The organism is Hymenobacter profundi (assembly GCF_019334315.1).
GTDB lineage: Bacteria > Bacteroidota > Bacteroidia > Cytophagales > Hymenobacteraceae > Hymenobacter > Hymenobacter profundi.
This window is the reverse complement of record NZ_JAHWGL010000008.1, coordinates 72,476-89,139: the sequence shown is the minus strand read 5'-3', so window position 1 is coordinate 89,139 and position 16,664 is coordinate 72,476. Positions and strand designations below refer to the sequence as shown.

General features: G+C 55.3%; 11 protein-coding genes and 3 pseudogenes. 7 read left to right on the top strand and 7 right to left on the bottom strand.

Annotation, left to right across the window (positions count from 1 at the left end; translation table 11 throughout):
* Positions 1-97: 97 nt before the first annotated feature.
* Complete coding sequence (locus KYK14_RS04020) at positions 98-253, bottom strand: hypothetical protein (protein ID WP_219157040.1); 156 nt, start codon at positions 251-253, stop codon at positions 98-100.
* Positions 254-331: 78 nt separating this feature from the next.
* On the opposite strand from KYK14_RS04020, the gene ade reads away from it, so the two are divergent.
* Positions 332-1,984: an adenine deaminase gene (gene ade, locus KYK14_RS04015; protein ID WP_219157037.1), complete on the top strand. Its 1,653-nt coding sequence runs from the start codon at positions 332-334 to the stop codon at positions 1,982-1,984.
* Positions 1,985-2,127: 143 nt separating this feature from the next.
* Here the strand turns inward: ade and KYK14_RS04010 are convergent, their stop codons facing one another.
* Positions 2,128-2,529, bottom strand: a complete 402-nt coding sequence (locus KYK14_RS04010; RefSeq protein WP_185282590.1) for a response regulator — start codon at positions 2,527-2,529, stop codon at positions 2,128-2,130.
* Positions 2,530-2,589: 60 nt separating this feature from the next.
* Positions 2,590-3,564 (bottom strand): annotated as a pseudogene (locus tag KYK14_RS04005) (PLP-dependent cysteine synthase family protein); the annotation flags it as partial.
* 225 nt (positions 3,565-3,789) lie between these two features.
* Between KYK14_RS04005 and sucD the strand changes: the two are divergent.
* Positions 3,790-4,683, top strand: coding sequence for a succinate--CoA ligase subunit alpha (gene sucD / locus KYK14_RS04000; protein ID WP_185282589.1), 894 nt, complete (start codon positions 3,790-3,792; stop codon positions 4,681-4,683).
* Positions 4,684-4,799: 116 nt separating this feature from the next.
* Complete coding sequence (locus KYK14_RS03995) at positions 4,800-5,924, top strand: hypothetical protein (RefSeq protein WP_219157034.1); 1,125 nt, start codon at positions 4,800-4,802, stop codon at positions 5,922-5,924.
* A gap of 26 nt (positions 5,925-5,950) precedes the next feature.
* Here the strand turns inward: KYK14_RS03995 and KYK14_RS03990 are convergent, their stop codons facing one another.
* Complete coding sequence (locus KYK14_RS03990) at positions 5,951-6,682, bottom strand: hypothetical protein (RefSeq protein ID WP_185282587.1); 732 nt, start codon at positions 6,680-6,682, stop codon at positions 5,951-5,953.
* Positions 6,683-6,833: 151 nt separating this feature from the next.
* On the opposite strand from KYK14_RS03990, the gene KYK14_RS03985 reads away from it, so the two are divergent.
* The 4 genes from KYK14_RS03985 to KYK14_RS03970 all read left to right on the top strand — a co-directional run bounded on the left by KYK14_RS03985 (position 6,834) and on the right by KYK14_RS03970 (position 14,458).
* The gene (locus KYK14_RS03985; protein WP_219157033.1) at positions 6,834-8,237 is read left to right on the top strand and encodes a mercuric reductase; all 1,404 of its coding nucleotides are present in this window, start codon (positions 6,834-6,836) and stop codon (positions 8,235-8,237) included.
* A 378-nt stretch (positions 8,238-8,615) separates the two neighbouring features.
* Complete coding sequence (locus tag KYK14_RS03980) at positions 8,616-9,701, top strand: efflux RND transporter periplasmic adaptor subunit (protein WP_208307904.1); 1,086 nt, start codon at positions 8,616-8,618, stop codon at positions 9,699-9,701.
* Positions 9,702-9,831: 130 nt separating this feature from the next.
* Positions 9,832-13,023, top strand: a complete 3,192-nt coding sequence (locus KYK14_RS03975; RefSeq protein ID WP_219157029.1) for an efflux RND transporter permease subunit — start codon at positions 9,832-9,834, stop codon at positions 13,021-13,023.
* The gene (locus KYK14_RS03970; RefSeq protein WP_219157025.1) at positions 13,016-14,458 is read left to right on the top strand and encodes a TolC family protein; all 1,443 of its coding nucleotides are present in this window, start codon (positions 13,016-13,018) and stop codon (positions 14,456-14,458) included. Before KYK14_RS03975 ends, KYK14_RS03970 begins: the two co-directional genes overlap by 8 nt.
* A 146-nt stretch (positions 14,459-14,604) precedes the next feature.
* Here the strand turns inward: KYK14_RS03970 and KYK14_RS03965 are convergent, their stop codons facing one another.
* The 3 genes and pseudogenes from KYK14_RS03965 to KYK14_RS22395 all read right to left on the bottom strand — a co-directional run.
* Complete coding sequence (locus tag KYK14_RS03965) at positions 14,605-15,285, bottom strand: hypothetical protein (RefSeq protein ID WP_219157022.1); 681 nt, start codon at positions 15,283-15,285, stop codon at positions 14,605-14,607.
* Between the two features lie 348 nt (positions 15,286-15,633).
* A pseudogene (gene rny, locus KYK14_RS03960) lies at positions 15,634-16,494 on the bottom strand (ribonuclease Y); the annotation flags it as partial.
* Positions 16,485-16,616, bottom strand: a pseudogene (locus KYK14_RS22395) (transposase); the annotation flags it as partial. The pseudogenes KYK14_RS22395 and rny, both read right to left, overlap by 10 nt.
* Positions 16,617-16,664 lie beyond the last annotated feature (48 nt).

Sequence of the window (16,664 nt, the reverse complement as noted above, 5' to 3'; positions counted from 1 at the left end):
GCGAAGGACCTTCTCACACCAGAACAATGACTCGTGCCAACGTGAGAAGGTCCTTCGCAAGCTCAGGAGGACAGACGTTTATAAAATTCCTATAAGCCTAATTACTCTCGCACGGGCACGGAATCTTACCCTTCGACCGGTGCTTGTACGCGGCCGTTTTCTTGGCTAGGGAAGAACGATGGGCGCAGCCCGACGACAGGAGGCCGGTACCCATGAGCAGCGCTGCCAGCGCCAGAGTTGCAATCTTTTTCACGCTTCAGGAAGTTTACTCAAATATAAAGTTCTTTGCCCGGCCGCCCGTTGGGTAGGCTTTTTCGCCTCCATTCTACTTATGGCTTCTTCTTTCACACGCACGGCCAACGTCGTCGACTTATTCGCCAACACCATATACCCTGCCATAATTCACGTGGTAGCAGGTCGTATTAACCGCCTGGAGCCTACCGGCGCCGCGCCCAATCCGGCCCTACCCTATGCTCTACCGGGCTTCGTGGATGCGCACGTGCACGTAGAAAGCTCCCTGCTGGTGCCCTCGGAGTTTGCCCGCTTGGCCGTAACGCACGGCACAGTAGCTACCGTATCAGACCCGCACGAAATTGGCAATGTATTGGGGGTAGGCGGTGTGGAATACATGCTGGAAAACGGCCGGCAGGTGCCGTTCAAGTTCTGCTTTGGGGCGCCCTCCTGCGTGCCGGCCACGCCGTTCGAGACGGCCGGGGCCATTATTTCGGCCGCCGATATTGAGCAGCTTTTTCAGCAATACCCCGAAATCGGCTATCTGGCCGAAATGATGAACTGGCCCGGCGTGCTCAACCGCGACGCCGACGTGATGGAGAAAATCAGGCTGGCGCAGCAGTACAACCGTCCCGTAGACGGCCACGCGCCCGGCCTCACTGGCCCCGATGCTCTACACTACGCCCAGGCCGGCATCAGCACCGACCATGAGTGTTTCATGGCCGGCGAGGCGCTAGACAAGCTGCAAGCCGGTATGAAAGTACTGATTCGGGAGGGTTCGGCGGCCCGCAACTTCGAGGCGCTCATCGACCTGCTGCCCGAGCACTACGAAAACATGATGTTCTGCTCCGACGACAAGCACCCCGATACGCTGGTGCTGGGCCACATCAACCAGCTGGTACAGCGGGCCGTGGCACGCGGCCAAGACGTACTGAAAGTGCTGCGCGTGGCCTGCCGCAACCCCGTGGAACATTACCGCCTACCCGTGGGCCTGCTGCGCGAAGGCGACGCCGCTGACTTCATTGTGGTAGATAACCTCCAGGATTTTACGGTACAACAAACTTACCTCAACGGTGAGCTGGTAGCCGAAAACGGCCGCACGCTGATTCCGGCCGTGCCAGTGGAGGTCATCAACAACTTTGTGGCACACCCGGTGCAGGCCCAGGATTTCCGGCTGCCCGCGCCTACCCCGCAGCCTACCCTCCGGGTGATGGAATGCTTCGATGGGCAGCTTATCACCGCCCGCCACGATGTGCCCGCTCGCGTCGAGAACGGCTTGGTGGTACCTGATGTAACGCAGGATATTCTCAAGCTCACGGTAGTGAATCGCTATGCCGCGGCGCCGCCTGCGGTGGCGTTTATCAAAGGCTTCGGGTTGAAGCGTGGCGCCCTGGCCAGCAGCGTGGGCCACGACTCCCACAACATCACGGCCATCGGCTGCGACGATGAGAGCTTGGCCCGCGCCGTGCAACTGGTAATGGAGGCAAAAGGTGGTTTGGCGGCCGTCGGGCCCGATGGGCAGGAACTCCTGCTCCCCCTACCCGTGGCCGGCCTCATGTCGGACCAGGATGGCTACGCGGTGGCAGCCGCCTACGCCGCTGTAGATGCGCTGGCGAAGGAACTAGGTTCCACGCTGCAAGCACCCTTTATGACGCTTTCCTTTATGGCCTTGTTGGTTATTCCAAGCCTGAAGCTGAGCGACAAAGGATTGTTTGACGGTGAGGCATTCCAGTTTGTGGAGGCGGTGGTGTAGAGGAAGGAAAGTGAAAAAGCGTGTCATCCGGAGCGGAGCGAAGGACCTTCTCACGTTGAACGAGTCGTTGTTACGCTTGCCGTTCAATGTGAGAAGGTCCTTCGCTCCGCTCCGGATGACACGCTTTTTTTAGTTTCTAAAGACTAAAACCGCTTTTCCAGTAGCTTCTGCATCTTTTCCTCCGTCAGCGGCTTTGCTAGGTATTCCACCCCTTCGTACTGAGCCACGCGGGCCGTATCGGCGGCGTGCATGGAGGTGGTAAGCACCGTGAGCACCGTTTGCTGCTTGATGTCGGTGGGTAGCCGGTCGTACATGCGCAGGAACTCGAAGCCGTCGATGCCGGGCATTTTCAAATCAACAAATACCAGCTCCGGAATAGCTTCGCCACCACGGTTGGCACCCCACAGAAACTCATAGGCCGGTTCGGCCTGGGTGAACGTGTGGATGGTATCGGCTACTCCCAAACGATTTAACAGACGGTTGTTCAGGAAGCTGGTGGTTTCATTGTCGTCCACCAGAACGATATTGCGCAGTTTCTTCGACATAAGTTTGGTGACTCGCTAGCAGCGGCATCTATCAAATATAGCTGATTATAGCGTAGCCTACAGCCAGCCTTGCTCGCGCATCCAGTCGTCGTTGTACACCTTGGCCAAGTAGCGCGTGCCGTGGTCGGGTAATACCACTACCATCGTATCCTCCTCGGTGAGATGCTCGCGGGCGTATTCCAACGCGCCGTACACCGCCGAGCCGCACGACCAGCCCACAAACAGCCCTTCTTCGCGGGCCAGGCGGCGCGTCATCACGGCCGCGTCTTTGTCCGCTACCTTAATGAACAAGTCAATCAGGTCGAAGTCCACGTTCTTGGGCAGAATGTCTTCGCCGATACCTTCCGTTTTGTAAGGGTAGATTTCGTTTTCGTCGAAAATGCCGGTCTCTTTGTACTTCTTGAACACGGAACCGTAGGTATCCAACCCAACGGTTACTAGATCAGGGCGCTGCTCTTTCAGGTATTTGCTGATGCCACTGATCGTACCGCCCGTGCCTACCCCGGCCGCAAAGTGCGTAATCTTGCCTTCGGTTTGTTGCCAGATTTCGGGGCCTGTGGTTTCGTAGTGGGCGGCGGTGTTGGAGAGGTTGTCGTACTGGTTGGGGTAGAACGAGTTCGGAATCTCCGCGTTCAGCTTGCGCGCCACCGAGTAGTAGGAACGGGGGTCGTCGGGCGCCACGTTGGTGGGGCAGATGATAATCTCGGCACCCACGGCCTTCAGAATGTCGCGCTTTTCCTGGCCTTGCTTGTCGCTCATCGTGAAGATGCACTTGTAGCCTTTGGCAATGGCGGCCAACGCCAGGCCCATGCCCGTGTTGCCGCTAGTGCCTTCGATGATGGTGCCGCCGGGCTTTAGAATGCCTGCTTTTTCGGCGTCGTCAATCATTTTCACCGCCATGCGGTCTTTCACCGAGTTGCCGGGATTGAAATATTCTACCTTCGCTAGTACCGTGCCCCGGATGCCTTCCGTGACTTTCTGGAGCTTAACGAGGGGGGTGTTACCGATAGCTTCGGTGATGTTATTCAGATACATAGCCTGGGGTGGGGTGGGCAATTTAGGCCGCAAAGGTACGGATTTTCGGCGGGCCGATTGGTGCCATATGCACTTTCTTGCGTTTGCTTCGGTGCAAAAGAGAGCTGCAACAACCCACATTGCGGCGGGCTTTGTGCCGCCTATAAATAAAACCTACTTTTGTGCACGGCCGCCCCGACGGGCAGCTGTCGTTCCAGCGAATATCTCCCTTAAACCCATTTCCTAATGAGTGTTCTGGTTAACAAGGATTCCAAAGTGATTGTGCAGGGCTTCACCGGCTCTGAAGGCTCGTTTCATGCGCAGCAAATGATTGAGTACGGCACCAACGTGGTGGGTGGCGTAACGCCCGGCAAGGGTGGTCAGCAGCACCTCGACCGGCCGGTGTTCAACACCGTAGCCGACGCTGTACGCGAAACCGGCGCCGATGTCAGCATCATTTTCGTGCCCCCGGCTTTCGCCGCCGATGCTATCCTGGAAGCCGCTGATGCTGGCATCAAGGTGATTGTGACTATCACAGAAGGCATCCCTACCAAGGACATGATTGCCGTGAAGCACTACCTCAAAGATCGTGAGGGCGTGCGCATGATTGGCCCCAACTGTCCCGGCGTGATGACTGCCGGCGAGTGCAAAGTGGGCATCATGCCGGGCTTCATCTTCCAGAAAGGCAAAATAGGTATTGTGTCGAAGTCGGGCACGTTGACCTACGAAGCCGTTGACCAGCTCACCAAAGCCGGCCTGGGCCAGACCACGGCCATCGGCATCGGTGGCGACCCCATCATCGGCACCACCACCAAAGAAGCTGTGGAGCTGCTCATGAACGACCCCGAAACTGAGGGCATCGTGATGATTGGCGAAATCGGCGGCGGTATGGAAGCTGAAGCAGCCCGTTGGATCAAAGAAACCGGCAACAAGAAGCCCGTCGTTGGCTTCATTGCCGGCCAGACGGCCCCTCCCGGCCGCCGCATGGGCCACGCCGGTGCCATCGTAGGCGGTGCCGACGACACGGCCGCAGCCAAAATGGCCATCATGCGCGAGTGCGGCATCCACGTGGTGGATTCGCCCGCTAACATCGGCGAGACGATGTTGAAGGTACTGAACGGCGAGAAGGTAGAGGCGTAAGTTGTATTAATTGTCTTTAAAAACAGGAAAGCCTTGGCAACTGCCAAGGCTTTCCTGTTTTTAGTTAGTAGCTTAATTTGAATCTAGTTCACTATTTAATTGATTTTAATCTGCACATGAAGCTTTATATTTTACTTATTCTCGTAGGAAGCGTTTTGGCAGGGTGCACAAAGGATAACGATCCAGAAATTAAGGAAGTCGCGAAAGAAACTGCTTGGCAAGAAGTAACGGCCCTGACCCGAACAAGACGCTTTATTCAGAATATGGCGAGCGATGGGCAAACTATCTTTTTACAGCAACCTAATTCCTTTACCCCCATCACAGGCACTAACCGCGTCCCAGCGTTCTATTCAACCAGTATAACAGATATTCAAATTCGTATTCCCATCGCGCCTAAGTTTTATGCGACGGCTTTTGATACGACAGTAGCGTTTCGAAAGACAGCCTCTCCGTTATCTTATGATGCTTACCCTGGCAAATCAGAACTATCTGTGAAGAGGCTAGATCCAGCCGCAGTCAAAATAACAACTGTCTTGGCTAGCTCACCATTTGAAGACCCTGGTGTCTTCAGCAGTGTTGTCATCAATAGAAATAACTATGTGTTGTTGCATTATTCCACAACAAATGCTCCTGCATTTCGCACTACATCTGCCAACTTCATCCTTGCAGTTGTTGATCCTGATACGCCGGAGGGGTATGCGCCCCGTCTACTATCTGCCCGGCGCATTACGCTACCTAATATCAGTAGCATTCGTTCTACTTATATTTTTGACGCGATAGTCAGTATAGATGATTATTTTCTAGTGGCTTTTGAAGGCAAGCTATTTAAGATACAGCAAGATGGCACCGTAAGACCGGTATTGTCGATGTTTGCCTATAACTCCTCCGTTAGCGCACTCTATAAGTGGAACGGCCGGCTGTACTGCATTTCTGATCGAAACACATTTATGTCCGATGATGAAGGCGAAACCTGGCGAACGTTTGCTCCCTTGCCACTAGATTTACAAGGACATCGACCCTACCCGGTAGGTGACAGTTTAATTTGTACTATTGGTAATAACCTGCTTAGCTGGCACTGGCGGGAAGGCAATACTTCCTTACGAGTTCTGAATAATGAAGGACTGGATCGTAGTCTGATCAACGGCATTCAGGTTTTGCGCGACACTGTATACGTAGGCACTACTAACGGTCTATTCTTTAGACCGCTAAACAAATTCTTCGAAAGTAAGCCAACCGAATAACAACGCTGGGCGCGTGCAACGCGCCCCTACCTCCTACCTTCCTGCCCACCTAAATTCACTACTACCCCCAGCTGAAACACCGCATTGGCCGCCCGCAGGTACTTGCGGTGCTTCAGGCCGAAGTTGCCGCCGCTGATGAGTTGTAGCTGCACTGGACCTAGTACTTGCACGCGGGAGAAGGTGATGGGTTCCAGGAAAATATTGTCCTCGCCGCGAGTGGCTACCCCATCGAGCTTGAAGTTACTCAGTTCCACGTGGCTCAGGCGTAGGGCAGTGCCATAGCTGAGGGGGAAATGATTGCCGAATAGGTGCAACGTCTGGTGCTTCTTGGCACTGTAGTTCACCTGCAAAAACAGCTTGTTCAGGTTGCCTTCTTGGCGCTGCTCTACTACACCCTCGCGCGTACGGTCAGTGCGGTCGGAGGAGCCCAGGCCGTAGCCACCGTAGATTTCCAGCACCCGTTGATCGGGTAGGCGAGTGAAGTAGCCGGCACCAGCCTCGAAGAAGTCGAAGTTTTCGGCCTTCTTGGGCTTGTTCCTATGCAGAAACGAGGCCGAGCCCATCACTCCTAATCCGTTGGTGACGGCGTAGGCTCCCTGCAACGAGGTATTGCCGCCGAAATTGGAATGTATCCCCCCGCTGAACTCGCCTTGCTGCGTGAGCAACGGCACTTGTGGCGGCGGCGGAAAATAAAGCGAAGCGCAACTGGACAGTCCTAACAGGAGCAGCAGAACAAGAAAACGAGCGAAAAGCAGCATACAGCCGAAAGCGGGCGAAAATGAGGCCAAAACCAGCAAATTTTTACGGTATACTGCCTAGCCGTCAACGGCTGAGCTTCGTATAGCTGTCCAATGCAAGCGCACGGCTACGAGCCAGTTTGCTGGTTTTGTCGCCTAAAGTTCTGCTTTTATGCCCGAATCTTTCGATGTTATTATAATTGGCTCCGGCCAGGCCGGTAATCCGTTGGCAACTGCTTTCGTCAAAGAGGGCCGCCGCGTGGCCCTGGTTGAGAAAAACCTGTTGGGTGGCTCCTGCATCAACTACGGTTGCGTGCCCACCAAAACCCTGCTGGCGTCGTCTGAACGAGCGCACCACGCTTACACCGATGCGTCGTATGGGATTGATGTGGAAGTGGAAGCCATCGACCTGCCGACCATTGTGGAGCGCAAGGACGCTCTATTGGAAAAGCTCCGCCAAGGCATCCACGAAAACCTGACGGACCAGGAAAACCCCGTGCAGCTTTTCGACGGGCACGCTAGCTTCACGGCGCCTCACACGCTCAGCGTGGCCCTTACTACGGGCGGCACCGAAACACTGACATCCCCACTTATTTTCATCAACACTGGTACTCGCGCCGCTATTCCCAAGATTGATGGGCTACAGGAAACCGATTTCCTGACGCCTACCACTATTCTGGATTTAAAGGACAAGCCCGAGCACCTGATTATTATTGGTGGTGGGTATATCGGTTTGGAATTCAGCCAACTCTACCGGCGCTTGGGCTGTGAGGTGACGATTGTAGAGTCGTCGGATGTGGTGCTGGAGCGCGAAGACGCAGACGTGTGCGAGGCCATGCAACAGTTGTTGGAGAGCGAAGGCGTGCAGTTTCTGCTCGGTTCACAAGCACACCGGGTTTCACAGAACTCCGAAAAGCAGTTTACGGTATCGGTAAATACTCCTGACGGGGAACGGCGTTTGCGAGGCTCGCACGTGCTGGTGGCGGTGGGTAGGGAACCCAACACCAAAGAGCTGGGCCTCGACAAAGCCGGGGTAGAAACCGATGACCGCGGCTACGTATTGGTCGACGACCAGTTCCACACCAATGTGCGCGGTATTTACGCGCTGGGCGATGTGCACGGTGGACCCCAGTTCACCCACATGAGCTACGACGACTACCGCATCGTGCGCGACAATATTCTGAAAGGTAAAAGCCGCTCGAAAAAAGGCCGTGATGTACCGTACGTGGTGTTCACGGAGCCACAGCTTGGCCGCATTGGCCTTTCGGAGCACGAGGCCCAGGAGCAAAAGTTGGATTATCGGGTGGCCAACATGCCGGTTAAAACAATTGGCCGCGCCCAGCAAACAGGCTTTACAGAGGGCTTTATCAAGGTGCTGGTAGATGGCAAGACCGACTGTATCTTGGGCACGGCCGTGTTCTGCGAGCAAGGCGGCGAGATTATGTCGATGCTCCAACTGGCTATGCACGGCAACATCACCTGCGAGATGCTCCAGGATATGATTTTTGCTCACCCTACCTGGGCGGAAGCTTTGAACAACCTGTTCTCAAAACTCGAAAACCCAAAGAAGAAGTAATACCTGAGTAAATAAACCACTACCTCTCCGAGGGATTTGTTTTGGCGGTTATGCAGCGCTGTGCGCTGCATAACCGCTTTTTTCATGCTCTATCCTACTGTTTCACAAATACTTATTGCTACTGATTTAGTGCGGAAAAAGCAGCTACGGAGTACGCCTTGCGAACTGCAAAGAATAGTAGAATTTCCTCTACGCGGGGCACGATGCTTCATACCGGCTTCATGTAGCGATGCTTGCTTTGTAGCATCAAACTCGCCTACCAACCCTGGCGACACTCCTTCTTAGCGCGTTCCAAAACTGCCCGTTTATCCGCTCTACCCTACCCACCGCCATTATTTCTGGCATCGTCAACTGTCTGTCATATTACCCCAAGTTCTTATGAAAAAAGTGTTCATGCTCATGTTCGTGAGCTGGTGCGGCTTGTATGGTTTCACAAGCTGCGCGGACAAAAAAGAAGAAAAGGAAGAAAAGGTAGAGTATCTGGTTACCAGCCCTTTGCAAAAAGACACCACCATTACCAAAGAGTACGTGGCGCAGATTCACTCCATCCAGCACATTGAGCTGCGGGCGCTGGAGAAGGGCTACCTCCAAAAGATTTTCGTGGATGAGGGGCAGACCGTGAAGCAGGGGCAACTCATGTTTCAGATCATGCCCATGATCTACCAGGCCGAGTTGAAAAAGTCGCAGGCCGAGGCGAACTACGTGAATCTGGAATACCAGAACACCAAGCGCTTGGCCGACAACAACGTGGTGTCGAAGAGTGAGTTGGCGCTGGCCGAAGCCAAGTACGACAAGGCCAAAGCTGATGTGGCCTTGGCCCAAACGCACCTGGGCTTTACCACCATTCGGGCGCCGTTCAACGGCATCATGGACCACTTCCAGGCCCGGCTGGGTAGCCTCGTAGACGAAGGCGACCTGCTCACGACGCTGTCGGACAACAGCAAGATGTGGGTGTATTTCAACGTGCCCGAAGCCGAGTATTTGGCTTACAAGGAGGCTAAGACCAACAACCTGGAAAAGGTAAACTTATTGATGGCCAACAACCAGGTGTACCCACAACCTGGCGTAGTGCAAACCATTGAAGCTGACTTCAATAACGAGACCGGTAACATTGCCTTTCGGGCTACTTTCCCTAACCCCAAGAGCCTGCTGCGCAATGGCGAAACAGGTAGCGTGCTGATGACGGTACCGCTCAAAAACGCCCTCATCATCCCCCAGAAAGCCACGTTCGAGGTGCTGGAGAAAAAGTTTGTGTACGTGGTGGACAAGGACAAGCACGTGCACCAGCGCGAGGTGACGGTAGGCTCTGAAATGCCTGACCTCTACATCATTACCGATGGCCTGAAACCCGACGACCGGATTATGCTGGAAGGCATTCGAAAGGTAAAGGACGGCGAGAAAATCAAGTACGAGTACGAGAAGCCGGAGAAGGTGATTTCGCACCTGAAAGTGTACTCCGAATAGGTGCTTTTATGAGCTGTTAGCTGGTGGCCGTTAGCTGTTAGCTTCTGCTCAGACAAAATGCAGGCTGTTTCTTCTCAACGAAAAGCTAACGGCTGACAGCCAATAGCTATCAGCTAAAAATCAGCATTCTATGTTCAGTAAATTCATTCGCAGGCCAGTCTTTGCCATCGTGATTTCGGTGGTGATTGTGTTCCTGGGCGTCATGGCCATCAATACGCTGCCTACGTCGCAGTTTCCCGAGATTTCGCCGCCCATGGTGATGGTGTCGGCGGCCTACCCTGGCGCTAGCGCCAAGGTGCTCACGGAGTCGGTGCTTATTCCGCTGGAGCAGGCCGTGAATGGCGTGCCCGGCATGAAGTACATGACCTCTGACGCCGTGAGTGCTGGCGAGGCCAATATCCAGATTGTCTTCAACCTAGGCACCGACCCCGACCAGGCCGTGGTAAACGTGAACACGCGTATTGCGCAGGTGCTCAACCGCTTGCCAGTACTGGTGCAGCGCGAAGGCGTGATTGTGAACCGCGTGGTGCCCAACATGCTGATGTACGTGAACCTGTACAGCAAAGACAAGAACACGGACATGAAGTACCTGTTCAACTTTGCAGGGGTGAACATGATACCCGAAATCCAGCGCATCAACGGCATTGGCCGGGCCAGCATCCTGGGTAGCCGGCAGTATGCCATGCGCATCTGGCTGAAGCCCGACCGTATGCGCGCCTATAACGTGTCGGCCGACGACGTGATGAAGGCACTTGACGACCAGAGCGTAATTGGTTCGCCGGGTCGTATTGGCCGCTCCGACGGAGGTAGGGCCGAAGCCCTGGAATACGTGCTGACTTATCAGGGTCGCTTCAACGACGTGGAGCAGTACAAGAACGTGATTATCAAGGCAAACCCCGACGGTGAGATTCTACACCTGAAGGACATTGCCAACGTGGAGCTAGGTTCGGAATTCTACGATATCTACTCCAACCTCGACGGCTACCCCTCGGCTGCTATTGTGCTGAAGCAAACCTACGGCAGTAACGCTACGGAGGTCATTAAGTCGGTGAAAGCTAAGCTGGAAGAGCTGAAGAAAACTATGCCGCCCGGCATGGACTACAAAATCAGCTACGACGTGTCGAACTTCCTGGATGCGTCGACGGAAAACGTAATTCACACCCTGCGCGATGCCTTTATTCTGGTGGCGCTGGTGGTGTTCCTGTTCCTGGGCGACTGGCGCTCTACCCTCATCCCTATCATTGCGGTTCCGGTTTCGTTGGTAGGCGCGTTTGTGGCGATGCAGGCGTTTGGCCTCACCATTAACATGATAACGCTCTTTGCGTTGGTATTAGCCATCGGTATTGTGGTCGACGACGCCATTGTGGTGGTGGAAGCCGTGCACGCCAAGATGGAGGAAAAGCACCTGTCGCCGTACGGCGCGGTGCGCGAGGTGATTGGCGAAATCAGCGGCGCTATCATCGCCATCACCATTTTGATGACGGCGGTGTTTGTGCCTGTAGCCTTCATGAGCGGTCCGGTGGGTATTTTCTACCGTCAGTTCTCGATTACGATGGCTACGTCTATCGTCATCTCCGGTGTTGTGGCCCTCACGCTGACGCCGGTGTTGTGCGCTATGATTCTGAAGAATAACCACGGTCAGCCGCGCAAAAAGACACCCATCAACCGCTTTATCGACTGGTTTAACCGCGGCTTCGAGAAGCTGACCGGCCGCTACACGAACCTACTAGAAAAGGTGGTTGACCGGCGGGTGTTTACGTTCGGCATCCTGATTATTTTCGGGCTGGGCATCTTCGGCATCTCCTCTACCCTACCCTCGGGCTTTATCCCGAGCGAGGACCAGGGCATGCTCTACGCCATCATTCAGACGCCGCCCGGCTCAACCCTTGAGCGCACCAATGACATTTCGCAGCGTCTCTATGAGCTGGCCAAGGACGTGCCCGGCATCCAGAGCATCTCTACCCTAGCGGGCTACGAGGTGCTTACGGAAGGTAGGGGCTCCAACGCCGGCACGTGCTTGATTAACCTTAAGCCGTGGTCGGAGCGCAAGGAATCCATCCACGACATTGTGGAGGAGCTAGAGAAAAAGGCCAAGCAAATTCCCGGCGCGACCGTGGAATTCTTCGAGCCACCAGCAGTACCGGGCTACGGCGCGGCGGGCGGTTTCCAGCTGCAACTGCTCGACAAAACCAACACCGGCGATTACAAGGCGCTGGAAAAAGTGAACGAGGAGTTTATGGCGGCTTTGAACAAGCGCAAGGAACTAGCCGGTCTGTTTACGTTCTACTCGGCCAACTATCCGCAGTATGAGTTGCAGATTGACAACCAACTGGCCATGCAGAAAGGTGTGAGCATTGGCAACGCCATGAACACGCTGAGTATCATGATTGGCTCGACCTACGAGCTGGGCTTCATCAAATACCAGCGTTTCTTTAAGGTGTATGTGCAAGCATCGCCGGAGTACCGCAAGCTGCCCAAGGACGTGATGGATATGTGGGTGAAGAACGACAAGGGCGAGATGGTGCCGTTCTCGGCCTTCATGAAAATCGTGAAGACCCAGGGTGCCAACGAAATCAACCGCTACAACATGTACACCACGGCCTCCATCCGCGGCGATGCAGCAGCGGGTTTCAGCTCGGGTGAGGCCATTAAGGCGGTGCAGGAGGTGGCCCGCGAAACCCTACCCCGCGGCTACGACATCGACTGGGGTGGCTTGTCGAAAGACGAGGTGAGCCGCGGCAACGAGGCCATCTACATCTTCTTGGTGGTGCTGGCTTTTGTGTACCTGGTGCTGGCCGCGCAGTACGAGAGCTTCCTGCTGCCGTTGGCGGTGGTGTTGTCGCTGCCGGCGGGGATATTTGGGTCGTTCCTGTTTATCAAGATGCTGGGCCTGGCCAACAACATCTACGCCCAGGTAGGACTGGTGATGCTGGTAGGCTTGCTGGGCAAAAACGCGGTGCTGATTGTAGAATTTGCGGTGCAGGAACACGAGCACGGCATGTCGGTCCGCGATGCGGCCATTGCCGGCGCTAAGGCTCGTTTCCGGCCTATCCTGATGACGTCTTTCGCCTTCATTGCGGGCTTGATTCCGCTGGTGCTGGCTACTGGCGCGGGTGCCATTGGCAACCGCACCATTGGTACGGCGGCGCTGGGCGGCATGCTGTTCGGCACCGTGTTCGGGGTAGTGATTGTACCCGGCCTGTACTATGTATTTGGCACCTTGGCCGCTGGCCGCAAGCTGATCCAGGACGAAAATGAATATCCGATAAGTGAAGGCGTGGAGCCTCGCGTGCTAGTTGAAGAAGTAGAAGCTCATGCTTAGAAAACGCATTTATCAGTATATAAGTGTAGCCTGTTTGTCGCTGGCGGTAGGGAGCTGCAAAATGCCCGAGCTGGTGGTGAAAGATGCCAACCGGCGGGTTCCTGCCAGCTACAATAGCGCTACGGCCCAGGACACCGCCAGCGCTGCTCAGGTGCGGTGGCGGCAGTTCTTCACCGACCCTAACCTGGTAGCGCTGATCGACACGGCCCTACAACACAACCAGGAGCTGAACATTGCCTTGCAGGAAATCCAGATTTCCCGCAATGAGGTGCAGATTCGCAAAGGTGAGTACCTACCCTTCGTGGGTCTGGGCGCTAATGCCGAGGCCGAACGACCGGGCCGCTACACGTTGCAAGGCGCCACCGAGGAGGCCATCAACATCAAGCCCGAACACCGCACCCCCGACCCGCTGCCCAATTACCGGGTAGGCGCCTTTGCCAGCTGGGAAGTGGATATTTGGCACAAGCTGCGCAACTCGCGCAAGTCGGCGGCGTTGCGCTACCTGTCGAGCGTGGAGGGTAGAAACTTCACCATCACCAACTTGATTGCCGAAATTGCCAACTCCTATTTCGAGCTGTTGGCTCTCGACAACCAATTGGCGATTGTGCAGCAGAACATTGATATTCAGACCAATGCGCTGGAGCTGGTGAAGCTGCAAAAGGAATCGGCCCGCACCACGGAGCTGGCTGTGCAGCGTTTTGAGGCCCAGGTGCACAATACCCGCAGCCTGCAATACGGCATTCAGCAGCGCATCATCGAAACCGAGAACCGCATCAACTTCCTAACGGGCCGCTACCCCCGCCCGATTGTCCGCAACGACGCCACGTTCAATGACTTAGTACCAACGGTTATCCAGACTGGCGTACCGTCGCAGTTGCTGCAAAACCGCCCCGATATCCGGCAGGCCGAGCAGAACCTAGCGGCGGCCAAGCTAGACGTGCAAGTAGCCCGCGCCAACTTCTATCCCTCGCTGCGCATCACTGGCTCGGTAGGCTTCGGGGCCTTTAAGCCCGGCCTGCTGTTTTCCACTCCCGAGTCGATGCTCTACAATCTGGCTGGCGAGCTGGTGGCGCCGCTAGTGAACCGCAACGGCATTAAGGCCGTGTACGGCAGCGCCAACGCCGTGCAAACCCAAGCTGCCTACAACTACGAGCGCACTGTGTTGAACGCCTATGTAGAGGTAGTAAACGAGCTGGCCAACATCAGCAACCTGGCCCAGAGCTACAACGAAAAGGCCTTGGAAGTGCAGTCCTTGAACCAGTCTGTTACCATCTCCAACAGCCTGTTCCGCTCGGCACGCGCCGAATACACAGAGGTGCTGTTCACTCAGCGCGATGCCTTGGAATCAAAGTTCGACCTGATCGAAACCAAGATGCAGCAGCTGAACGCTACTGTGAACGTGTACCGCGCCCTAGGCGGCGGCTGGCAGCAGTAACGCAGGCAGCCACACATTGGCACAAGCGAAAGCCCGCCCGGAAAAATCCGGGCGGGCTTTCGCTTGTGCCAATGTGTGGCTGCTTAGAATTTCTCCAAAACGTGCTTCTGAACTTGCCGAGGAATCTCGGAAGAACAGGCAAGAACTTAATACTGCACCCGTTTGAAGCGGTGCGGGTATACCACAATTCCAATGGAAGTGAATAAGTCGCCGGCTTTCACATCGGTAATCAGTGGGCCTACTGGGGCTGAGCCCCTTACCAGATCGGCCGACCACGAAGCGTTGAGCGTCAATTGCAGCTGGGCCCACTGTAATACGCCTTGCCGGTTACCGAAGCGCATAAACAGCATGGGCTCGTTGCGCGTCATTCGGCGCAGGCTAATGGGCTGGTTGTTGTTGGTAAGGGTAGTAAAATGCACTTGCGAAAGCCGATAGGCTAGCCCCATTGTGAAAGGCCCATCCTCGTACGCCACAAATACGTCGCCGAAAGGCTTGCCGTAGCGCGCATTATATTGATAGGTGATAGTCGAATCGCGCTGGAACAGAAAAAGATAATGTGCATCCTGAAACCCGCGGCCACTCTGCCCCCAACCGTAGCCCGCCGAGCCTCCTACCAGCCACCTCTGCCCTAAAGCCCAATAAGTACCCGCCCCTACCTCCAATTGGCGCGTACGGAAATATGTTGTGTCGCGCCCGTCGGTGCGAAGTGCACCCGCGGCACGCACTATTACATGGCGCATTGGCGAGTAAGCAGCTGAGCCCTCCAACCGGCCCGAGAAGAGGTAGGCGCTACCTGCCACCTCGGCTTGCCCCTTATCGCGTAACATAGGTGCGCTGGGTTGAATCGGAGTATACACTACACAGCTACTCAGGGCTGCCAGCAGTCCTAATGGAGTAAATCGTTTACCCCAGCGTAGTGTAGTTGTCATATATACACATTGTCATACATACACATAAAAGGCGATGGTCTGCTGGCTGGCGTAGCAACATGCTCCGCAACAACCGGCAGACCATCGCCGGATAGGAATAATGTAGTGGATAATACATATACAAGAGCTTACTCGAGTGGCATAGGTTGCAAGCAGTTAGCACATTTGTGAAAAAAAATTTACCACCACAAAAAAAGGCCGCCGCAACTCTCGTTGCGGTGGCCTTTTTTTGCTTGTTGCCCTACCCTACTTGGCGTAGGCAACGGCGCGCATCTCCCGAATGACCGTAATCTTGATCTGGCCGGGATACTGCATTTCCTTCTCGATTTTCTGCGAAATCTCGTAGCTCAACTCCTGGGCGCGGTCGTCAGTCACGTTCTCGGCATTCACCATCACGCGCAACTCGCGACCCGCCTGAATGGCGTAGCACTGCAACACCCCGTCAAACGACACAGCTGTTTCTTCCAGCTGCTTCAGACGCTTGATGTAGCTTTCCATCATCTCGCGGCGGGCGCCGGGGCGCGAGCCCGAGATGGCGTCGCAGGCCTGCACCAGCGGCGCAATCATGGCCGTCATCTCCATCTCGTCGTGGTGGGCGCCAATGGCGTTTACCACATCGGGGTGCTCTTTGTACTTCTTGGCCATCTCCATGCCCAGAATGGCGTGGGGCAGCTCGGGTTCCTCGGTGCTTACCTTGCCGATGTCGTGCAGCAGGCCGGCCCGTTTAGCGTGCTTCACGTTCAGGCCCAATTCGGCGGCCATGGTGGCGCACAGGTTGGCTACCTCGCGCGAGTGCTGGAGCAGGTTTTGGCCGTACGATGAGCGGAAACGCATGCGCCCGACCATCTTCACCAGCTCGGGGTGCAGGCCATGAATGCCCAGGTCGATGATGGTTTTCTCCCCGATTTCCACAATTTCCTCGTCGATGTTCTTGCGGGTTTTGGCCACAATCTCCTCGATGCGAGCCGGGTGAATGCGGCCGTCCTTCACCAGCAAGTGCAGGCTCAGGCGGGCCACCTCGCGGCGCACCGGGTCGAAGCCCGAAATGATGATGGCCTCGGGCGTATCATCCACGATAATCTCCACGCCGGTAGCGGCTTCCAGTTGTAGTACGTCGCCTTGTTGATACCCATCTTCCTGCAAACTTCTGCGACAGCCACACCCGTGTCTGCTTGGCGCAGGGCAAATACGATCTGAACCTCGGTAAACTTGGCCTTTTTTAGGGAAATTGCCACTGATTTTTAAGTACGACAAGTGCCCGATTTCTCTACTTTACC